Source organism: Actinomyces dentalis DSM 19115 (genome assembly GCF_000429225.1).
In the GTDB taxonomy this organism is placed as follows: domain Bacteria; phylum Actinomycetota; class Actinomycetes; order Actinomycetales; family Actinomycetaceae; genus Actinomyces; species Actinomyces dentalis.
This window is the reverse complement of sequence record NZ_AUBL01000012.1, coordinates 69,021-77,083: the sequence shown is the minus strand read 5'-3', so window position 1 is coordinate 77,083 and position 8,063 is coordinate 69,021. Positions and strand designations below refer to the sequence as shown.

Genomic DNA, 8,063 nt, shown 5'->3' with positions numbered 1-8,063 from the left:
GTCAACGCCCTGGTCTCCACGATCTTCGCCCAGACCAGCAGGGAGGCGGTCATGGCCCAGTACAAGCACGTCATCGACGCCTTGAGGGACCCGTTCCCCGAGATCGCCCGGATGCTGATCGACGCCGAGCCGGACCTGACGGCCTTCGCGGCCTTCCCCCGCGAGCACTGGACCAAGATCTGGTCCAACAACCCCATCGAGCGCCTCAACCGCGAGATCAAGCGCCGCGCCGATGTGGTCCAGGTCTTCCCCGACAGCGAGTCCGTCACCCGCCTGATCGGCTCCGTCCTGTCAGAGCAACGAGGAGTGGCAGTACGGCGAACGCCGCTACCTCTCCCAGACCTCACTGCGACACCTGACCGACATGCTCCAGGCCGACAACAGCACCGGCGGCCGCGCCGCCCTGCCCGCCATCACCACCTGACCGGAAGAACACCACACCAAGAGACTTGACCGATTCCGGATCGTCGGGCGCCGCGGAGGACCCCTAAAAGTACGCAGGAGCCACCTTTTCGGTGCTGTCGGATCCTAATGAGTGGGTCGTGGGGCCCCTTCTCACCGGGGGCGGCGGCTCGGAGGCGGGCGCCGCACTCGGCATCGCGGCCGCCCGGCCACCACGGCGAACGCGCAGGTTTCCAGTCGAACGCGCACCTCCCGCCCGCGCGTTCGACTGGAAACCTGCGCGTTCGTCATCCAGAGGCACGGCGGTGTCAGGGGCGTGATTGCAGCGTTACGGGTTCGGAGGAGCGGTCGATCAGTACGCCGCCCCCGTCGCCTCATCCGTCAGCACCCCCGCACCAGCCCCGGGCGCCACACGCCCCGCACCCAGAGGATCAGCGGCGACGGCTTGCTAGAGTACGCGCGGGTCCCCGGCATGGCGCCCGCCGTCCCGGGTGCTCTCGCGTGACGGGCGCCGCCGTCGATCCACCCCTTCGACCCGGAGAGCACGCCATGAGCCGCACCCCATCCAAGTCCGCCGCGTCCGGACCCGATCCCGAGCCCGAGCCCGGCGGCGCCGACGAGCCGACCCCCGCGTCCGGCCCCGCCGACCCGGTCGACCCGGCCGGCGAGACCCCCGCCGACTCCGCCGGCCCCGCCGACCCCGCAGGCGCGCGCGTGGGCGGGCGCCGCGTCCGCCCCGGCCTCGTCCTGGCGACCTGCTGCACCGCGCTGTTCGTCTCCTCGATGAACGCGGTCCTCATCAATGTCGCCCTGCCGATGATCCGCGCGGGCCTGGGCGCCTCGGCGACCCAGTTGCAGTGGGTGGTGGACGCCTACACCCTCATGATCGCCTCCCTCCTGCTCGCCACCGGCTCCATGGCGGACCGGTTCGGGCGCAAACGGGTCTTCATGACCGGACTGGTCCTGTTCGCCGCCGCCTCCGCCCTGTGCGCGCTGGCCCCCACGACCGTCTGGCTCATCGCCGGCCGCGGGCTGCAGGCGGTCGGCGGGGCCATGCTGACGCCGGTCGCCCTGTCGATCATCTCCGCGACCTACACGGACGCCACGGCCCGAGCCCGGGCCATCGGGGTGTGGGGCGCGGTCAGCGGCGTGTCGCTGGGGCTCGGGCCGATCGCCGGCGGTCTGCTCACAGACGCCTTCGGCTGGGAGGCGAGCTTCTGGCTGAACGTGCCCGTGTGCGTCGCGGCAATCGTCGCAACGGCGCTGTTCGTGCCCGAGTCGCGCGCGCCGCGCCCCCGCCGCCTCGACCCGGCCGGCCAGCTGCTCATGATGGTGTTCCTGGCCGGGGTGGTCGGGGCCCTCATCGAGGGCCCGGAGATCGGCTGGTCCTCGCCGCCGGTGCTCGTCCTGGCGGGGGCGGCCGCGGCGGGCCTGGCGGCCTTCGTCGTCGTGGAGCGGCGGTCGGCGGAGCCGATGGTGGACATCCGCTTCTTCGGCTCGGCGCCCTTCAGCGCCTCCATGCTCATTGCGGTGGCGGTGTTCACGGTGCAGGGCGCCTTCCTCTTCCTCATGTCCCTGCTGCTGCAGGGCCCCCTGGGCTACTCCGCGTCCGCGACGGGGGCGCTCCTGGTGCCGATGGCGCTGGTCCTGGCGCTGAGCTCCCCGTTCTCGGGGCGGCTGGTGGGCCGGCGCGGAACCCGCCCGTCCCTCGTGATCGGCGGGGCGGGGGTCTCGCTCGCCAGCCTCATGCTGGCCCTCCTGCCCGCCGACGCCCGGATGTGGTACCTCCTCGCCGTCTTCATGGTGCTGGGGGTGGGGCTCGGCTTCGTCAATCCGCCCATTACGACGACGGCGGTGGCGGGTCTGCCGCTGTCGCAGGCGGGCGCGGCCTCGGGGATGGCGTCCGCCTCCCGGCAGGTAGGCGTGGCGCTGGGGGTGGCGGTGGCCGGGTCGGTCGCCGGGGTCGACGACGCGCGCCTGGTCGCGGCGAGCCGTCCGGTGTTCTGGCTGGCGGTCGCGCTGGGGCTGGTGGTCGTGGTGCTGGGCGTGGTCTCGACGACCGAGTGGGCGCGCGGGACGCGCCGCCGCCTGGACGCGCTGTTCAGCGCCTGAGGCGGCGCGGCGGGCCGGGGAGGGAGCGCGGGGCGGACCCCGCGGCCCCCGCGCCCGGCGCTCGGGCGCGGAGCGATTGGATCTTGAGGAATGTGCCGGGAGGCCGGGGTTACGCGATGATGGGGCCGCCGGTGACGCCCCCGCCCGTTATTGTCCGTGGTCGGCCTCGATGAACCGCCTGTACATCTCCTCCGCCCGATCGTAGTTGTGACGCACATACTGGAGGAAATGGGCGTACTTGCGGAGACTATAGGCGTGGTTGGGGTCGGCTTCTACGGCCCGCTCGTACATCTCCTCCGCCCGATCATAATCACCACGCACGTTCTCGAGGAGGAGGGCGTAGTTGCCGAGGTTGTTGGCGTGAGCGGGGTCGGCCTCGATGGCCCGCTTGTACATCTCCTCCGCCCGATCATAATCACCACGCACACTCTCAAGGAGCCAGGCGTAGTCGACGAGGCTGCTGGCCATGACCGGATCGGCCGGTGTTGAAGAAGAGGCCGCGCGCGCACCCGAATCGCTTGAGCCCCGGATGGAGATCCCCATGAACCCACCCTACCATGAGGAAACGAGTCGGATAGTGCGGTGAGCCTTTCTCACCAGGAGTTGCGGCTCGGTGACACCCGATCGGCGCGGTGACGGGGATAGCGGGTGTCGGCGCGGGCGGCCGGGACCTGGATCACCGGCCCGGTTCCCCGCCCCCGCGGCGGATCCCCCCGCGGCGGCGCCTCCGGGCCCCTGCCCCTCACCCCCGCAGCAGGTCCAGGCCCACGCTGGCCACCACCGGCACGATCCCCAGGATGACGAAGGCCGGCAGGTGGCAGGCGCCCAGGGGGACGACGAGCCGCACCGCCAGGCGCTCGGCCGCCTCCTGGTCGCGCGCCGCCCGACCGGCCCGCAGCGAGGCCGCCGTCCCCGCCAGCAGCGGCCCCGGCGAGGCGCCGTCCTCCCACCCGGGCCGCAATCCCGCGTCCAGGCGGGATCGCCGCTCCCGCCACGCCTCGTCCTGCGGCGCCCGCCACGCCTCCTCCCAGCCGGAGCCCAGCAGCAGCGCCCGCCCCACGACCTCCGCCTGCCCCTCCCCCAGCGCCCGCCCGAGGGCCACGAGCGTCCCGGGCACGGACGCCCCCGCCTCCAGGGCCGCCGCCGCCAGGTCCAGGACGAGGGCCTCGTCCACGCCCCCGCCGTCGGCCTCGGCGGCCCGCACCAGTCGGGCGGTGGCCCGGTGCCCCACGACCATGAGCGCCACCCCCGCCGCCCCGAGCGCGCTCCCCCACCCGCCGTCGAGGAGGATCTCCTCGGGCCGGGCCCCGATCATGGCGCCCAGCACCAGCCCCACCGGCGGCAGGCAGGCCAGCAGCCGCGCCGTCGTGCGCGGGCCGGACAGCGCCGTGCGGCGCGAGCCCTCCGCCCGCCCCGACTCGGCGACGCCGTCCGCCACCGCCTCCAGCACCCCGGCCAGTGGCGCCCCCAGCACCTGGGTGAGGCGGCACGCGGCGGCGGCCCCGGGCACGGCGGCGGCCGCGTCCCGACGGCGCTGCTCGGCGGCCCGGGCCCGCGCCCCCGGTCGGGGCGGGCGCCAGCCCCAGGCGCCGTCGCGCCGCCGCGGCAGCCAGGAGCGCGGCGACCTGGCGGCCAGCGCCTCCAGGGCCGGGGGCACGCCGTCGGGCCCGGGCTCGGCGCCCCGGCGGATCCCGGCGCGCTCCAGGCTGCGCGACCAGGCGCGGGCCGGGGTGGCGCCGGCGCGCAGGAGCGTGGCGACCTCCGTGAGCAGCAGGCCGACGTCGACGTCCGCCTCCGGCTCGGCGGCGCGGGCCGGGCGGCCGCCGCCCCGGCGGCGCGGGCCGAGTCCGGCGGGCAGTTCGCGGCGGGCGGGCAGCATGAGGACGCACACCGCGAGCGCGACCAGCAGCCCCGCCAGGATCGGGCCGCCGCTCATGGCCGGCTCCCCGTCCGGCGCCGGGCGCCCCGAACCGGCTCGGCGCCGGACGTCGAACCGGCGCCCGGAGCCGTTCCCATACCGGGGATGCCGGGCGCCGCCCCGGCGGACCCGCCCCGCCGCGCCGGCCCCTCCCCGGCCCGGGCGAGGAGGGCGTCCAGGGACTGCGCGGCGGGCCCCGCGACCAGGGCGCCGTCGGGCCGCCGGCGCAGCGCCTCCTCGCAGACGAGCGCCCCGCCGCCCGGCCGGCGCCCCAGCACCCCCACCGAGGCGACCGCCCGCACCGCCCCCGCCGGGGTGCGCTCGCGCCGCAGGTGGACGACGGCGTCGAGGGCGCTGGCCGCCTGGGCCGCCACCGTGGTCTCGTCCATGCCCGCGAGCGCCCCCAGGGCGGTCAGGCGCGCGGGCACGTCCGCGGTGGAGTTGGCGTGCAGGGTCGCCCAGCCGCCCTCGTGGCCGGTGTTGAGGGCGGTGAGCACGTCGCGGACCTCGGGGCCGCGGCACTCGCCCAGGACGATCCGGTCCGGCCGCATCCGCAGGGCGGTGCGCACGAGCTCCGTCATGGTCACCGCCCCCACGCCCTGGACGTTGCGGCCGCGCTCCTGGAGGTGGATGACGTGGGGGTGGTCGGGGCGCAGCTCGCTGGCCTCCTCGATGCACACGATCCGCTCGGTGGGCGGCACGAGGGACAGCAGGGCTGCCAGCAGGGTGGTCTTGCCGGTGCCGGTGGCGCCGGTGATTAGGCAGGAGGCGCGGGCGCGCACCAGTCCGGCCAGCACCGGGGCGAGGTCGGCGGTCACGGTGCCGGCGTCCACGAGCTCGGCCAGGGTGAAGGCCCGGCGCCGCTTGGTGCGCAGGCAGATGAGGGTGCCGTCGTCGCTGAGCGGGGGCAGGACGGCGTTCAGGCGCGTGCCGTCGGGCAGGGTGGCGTCGACGACGGGGCTGGCGTCGTCCAGTCTGCGCCCGCAGGCCGCCGCCATTCTCACCGCCAGGGCGCGGGCCTCGGCCTCGCCCATGGCCGCGGCCCCGACCTCCTCCAGGCCGCGGCCCCGGTCGATCCAGGTGCGCCCGGCCCCGACGAGCACGTCGGTGACGGAGGCGTCGTCCAGCAGGGGCTGGAGGAGCGGGCCGGCGCCCCGCACGTCGGCGCGCACGCGGCGGCCCAGGTCCGCGATGCCCTCGGCGCCGGCGCCCGCCCGGGCCCCGTCCTCCAGGGCGACGGCGAATCCGGCCCCGCGCGCCAGGGCGCCGCGCACGCGCTCGAGCTCCTCCCCCGACGGCGCCTGGGGGCCCGCCGGCGCCGGGGGGCTCATGCCGGCACCCCCGTCGCGACCCGGGGCCGGGCGGTCCTCACCGCCGGCGCGCTCCCGGCCCCGCCCGCCGCCGGGGGTTCGGCAGCCCTCGCCGCCGGCGCGCCCGTCGGCGCCGGGGTCCTCGCTGCGGGCGGCGCCGGGCTCCCGGCCGCGTCCGGCTCCTCGTCGTCGAGCCCGGCCAGCACTCGCTCGGCGAGGAGGCGGACCGCGCGGCGGGCCGAGCCCCGCCCGCGGGTGATGTCGTCGCCGCGGGCGTCGCGCTGGCGCACGGAGCGGTCCGTGGGGACCCGGCCGAGGATCTCGCAGTCGGTCAGCGCCGCGAGCTCGGCGTCGTCGAGGTCCTCGCCGACCCGCCGCACGACGAGCTCCACCGGCCGCCCCGACTGCGCGGCCAGGCGGGGCGCCAGGATCTGGGCCGCCAGGGCGGAGCGCAGGTCGAGGCCGGTCACGAGCAGCACCCGGGCGCCGGCGGGGGCGGGCCAGGGGCGGGGCAGGTCGAGCAGGACGAGGTCGTGCCCGCAGGCCAGGGCGCGCAGGACGGGCTCCAGGCGCGCGGCGGCGTCGGGCCCGCCGCGCCCCTGGCCGGACAGGACCGGGACGCCGAGCCAGGTCGGCAGGGCGTCGGTGAGGCGCTCGGGGCGGAAGACGGTCTCCGCGGCGTACAGGTCGTCCCAGCACAGGCCGGGCTCCAGGCCGTGCCCCAGGTGCAGGCCCAGGCCCCCGGCCGGGTCGGCGTCGACGACGGCGACCCGGCGGCCCTGGGCGGCCAGGGCCCGCGCCAGCAGGAGGAGCACGGTGGTGGCCCCGATCCCTCCGCGGGCGCCCGTCACCGCCACGATCCGGCCGAGCGGCGGGTGCTGGGCGGACAGCAGCAGTCCGAGCAGGCGGCCCGCCCCGCCCGGGCCCAGGCAGTCCTCCAGGTCGGCCACCACCACCGGGCCGGGGCCGGAGCCGGCGGAGCCGGCGGGGGTCTCCGCGCCCGCGGCGCCCCGCCGCAGGACGAGCACCGCCGGGGCCGCGGGAGCCCCCGCCCCCTCCCCCGCGCCCCCGTCCGCCGGGTCCTGGCGGGAGACGACGAGGATCTGGCGGGCCAGGGCGGCGCTCTCCGCCGCGGAGGCGGCCAGCAGTGGGCCGCGTCCGGTGGTGTCGCGGACGAGCTCGACCAGGCCGTCCAGGCGCGGGTCCTCGCCCTGGCCGGGCTCGATGATGACGCGGGGCGCGGTGGCGGCGGGCACGGGGACCTCCTGATCGGGTTCGGGCCTGCCCGGGCGCGGGCGGCGCGGGCGCGGGCGGGGCCCGCCCCTCCAGGGTGGGGCCGCGGGGCCTCTCGCGCACCCCGCGCCGTCGAGCCCTGTGGATCGGGGGTGCGCGAACCGCGCCTGTGGTGCCCGGCTCTCGGTAGGCTCGCGGGGAAAACCCGGCACGGGGCGCGAGGAGGGCGTGATGCGGACGAACGGGACGAGCGGGGGGAAGGGGAAGAGGGGGAGGCAGGCGGCCTACTTCGACCTGGACAAGACGGTGCTGGCCACCTCCACGACCCTGGCCATGGGCGACCCCATGCGGCGCAGCGGACTCATCTCGACCACGGCCCTGGCGCGCGGCGTCGTCGCCCAGCTGCCCTACCTGCTCATCGGGGCGGACGAGGCGCAGGGCGAGCGGCTCATGAACCAGCTGGCGCGCCTGTCCACCGGGGTGGAGCGCTCCCGCCTGCAGGAGGTGGTGGCGCAGGCCATGTCCACGGCCATCGAGCCGGCCGTCTACACCGAGGCCCTCGACCTCATCGAGGCGCACCGGCGGGCCGGGCACGACGTCGTCATCGTCTCCGGCTCCGCCGAGGAGATGGTCGAGCCCATCGCCGCGCTCGTGGGCGCGGACCGCTCAGTGGCCTCCCGCATGGAGGTGGACGGGCAGGGCCGTTTCACGGGCCGGATCTCCCGCTCCCTGCTGCACGGGGCGAAGGTGGAGGCCCTGGAGGCCGACGCCCGCGCCCACGGCATCGACCTGTCGGCATCCTGGGCCTACTCGGACTCCGTCTCCGACCTGCCCATGCTCCAGGCGGTGGGGCACCCGGTGGCCGTCAACCCGGACCGGGACCTGCGCCGCCGCGCCCAGGAGGAGGGCTGGCCGGTGCGCGACTTCCAGCGCCCGGTGACGCTGCGGCGCCTGCTGCCCTCCCCGCCGTCGTGCGGGCACCGGGCGGAGGCCGCGCTGAGCGGCGCGCTGCTGGTGGGCGCGGGGGCGGCGGTGGCCTGGCTGGTGGCCCGACGGCGCTGAGCGGCCGCCCGGTCCGGGCCGCGGGT

Annotated in this window: 6 protein-coding genes and 1 pseudogene; 3 read left to right on the top strand and 4 right to left on the bottom strand. The window is 77.1% G+C overall.

What is annotated here, in order from left to right:
• Together G446_RS19150 and G446_RS0104255 are read left to right on the top strand one after the other, a co-directional pair.
• A pseudogene (locus G446_RS19150) lies at nucleotides 1-424 on the top strand (transposase); the annotation flags it as partial.
• Between the two features lie 527 nt (nucleotides 425-951).
• Nucleotides 952-2,514, top strand: a complete 1,563-nt coding sequence (locus G446_RS0104255; protein ID WP_084778978.1) for an MFS transporter — start codon at nucleotides 952-954, stop codon at nucleotides 2,512-2,514.
• 147 nt (nucleotides 2,515-2,661) lie between these two features.
• On the opposite strand, the gene G446_RS15915 is transcribed toward G446_RS0104255, so the two are convergent.
• From G446_RS15915 to G446_RS15905, 4 genes are all read right to left on the bottom strand, one after another.
• Nucleotides 2,662-3,057 carry a tetratricopeptide repeat protein gene (locus tag G446_RS15915; protein ID WP_084778977.1) on the bottom strand — a complete coding sequence of 132 codons (396 nt, stop codon included), beginning with the start codon at nucleotides 3,055-3,057 and terminating at the stop codon, nucleotides 2,662-2,664.
• A gap of 199 nt (nucleotides 3,058-3,256) precedes the next feature.
• Nucleotides 3,257-4,450 carry a type II secretion system F family protein gene (locus G446_RS0104245; RefSeq protein WP_026409202.1) on the bottom strand — a complete coding sequence of 398 codons (1,194 nt, stop codon included), beginning with the start codon at nucleotides 4,448-4,450 and terminating at the stop codon, nucleotides 3,257-3,259.
• The gene (locus tag G446_RS15910; protein WP_211228234.1) at nucleotides 4,447-5,763 is read right to left on the bottom strand and encodes a TadA family conjugal transfer-associated ATPase; all 1,317 of its coding nucleotides are present in this window, start codon (nucleotides 5,761-5,763) and stop codon (nucleotides 4,447-4,449) included. Before G446_RS15910 ends, G446_RS0104245 begins: the two co-directional genes overlap by 4 nt.
• A complete protein-coding gene (locus G446_RS15905; protein WP_051285637.1) occupies nucleotides 5,760-6,998 on the bottom strand; it encodes a nucleotide-binding protein in 1,239 nt (412 codons plus the stop codon). The genes G446_RS15910 and G446_RS15905 overlap by 4 nt, the downstream gene beginning before the upstream one ends.
• Before the next feature lie 208 nt (nucleotides 6,999-7,206).
• On the opposite strand from G446_RS15905, the gene G446_RS0104230 reads away from it, so the two are divergent.
• The gene (locus tag G446_RS0104230; protein ID WP_084778976.1) at nucleotides 7,207-8,037 is read left to right on the top strand and encodes an HAD family hydrolase; all 831 of its coding nucleotides are present in this window, start codon (nucleotides 7,207-7,209) and stop codon (nucleotides 8,035-8,037) included.
• Nucleotides 8,038-8,063 lie beyond the last annotated feature (26 nt).

What these genes read in the sequence shown, in the direction of transcription:
- G446_RS0104255 (WP_084778978.1), top strand. Translation starts at nt 952, where the DNA reads ATGAGCCGCACCCCATCCAAGTCCGCCGCGTCCGGACCCGATCCCGAG.
- G446_RS15915 (WP_084778977.1), bottom strand. Translation starts at nt 3,057, where the DNA reads ATGGGGATCTCCATCCGGGGCTCAAGCGATTCGGGTGCGCGCGCGGCC.
- G446_RS0104245 (WP_026409202.1), bottom strand. Translation starts at nt 4,450, where the DNA reads ATGAGCGGCGGCCCGATCCTGGCGGGGCTGCTGGTCGCGCTCGCGGTG.
- G446_RS15910 (WP_211228234.1), bottom strand. Translation starts at nt 5,763, where the DNA reads ATGAGCCCCCCGGCGCCGGCGGGCCCCCAGGCGCCGTCGGGGGAGGAG.
- G446_RS0104230 (WP_084778976.1), top strand. Translation starts at nt 7,207, where the DNA reads ATGCGGACGAACGGGACGAGCGGGGGGAAGGGGAAGAGGGGGAGGCAG.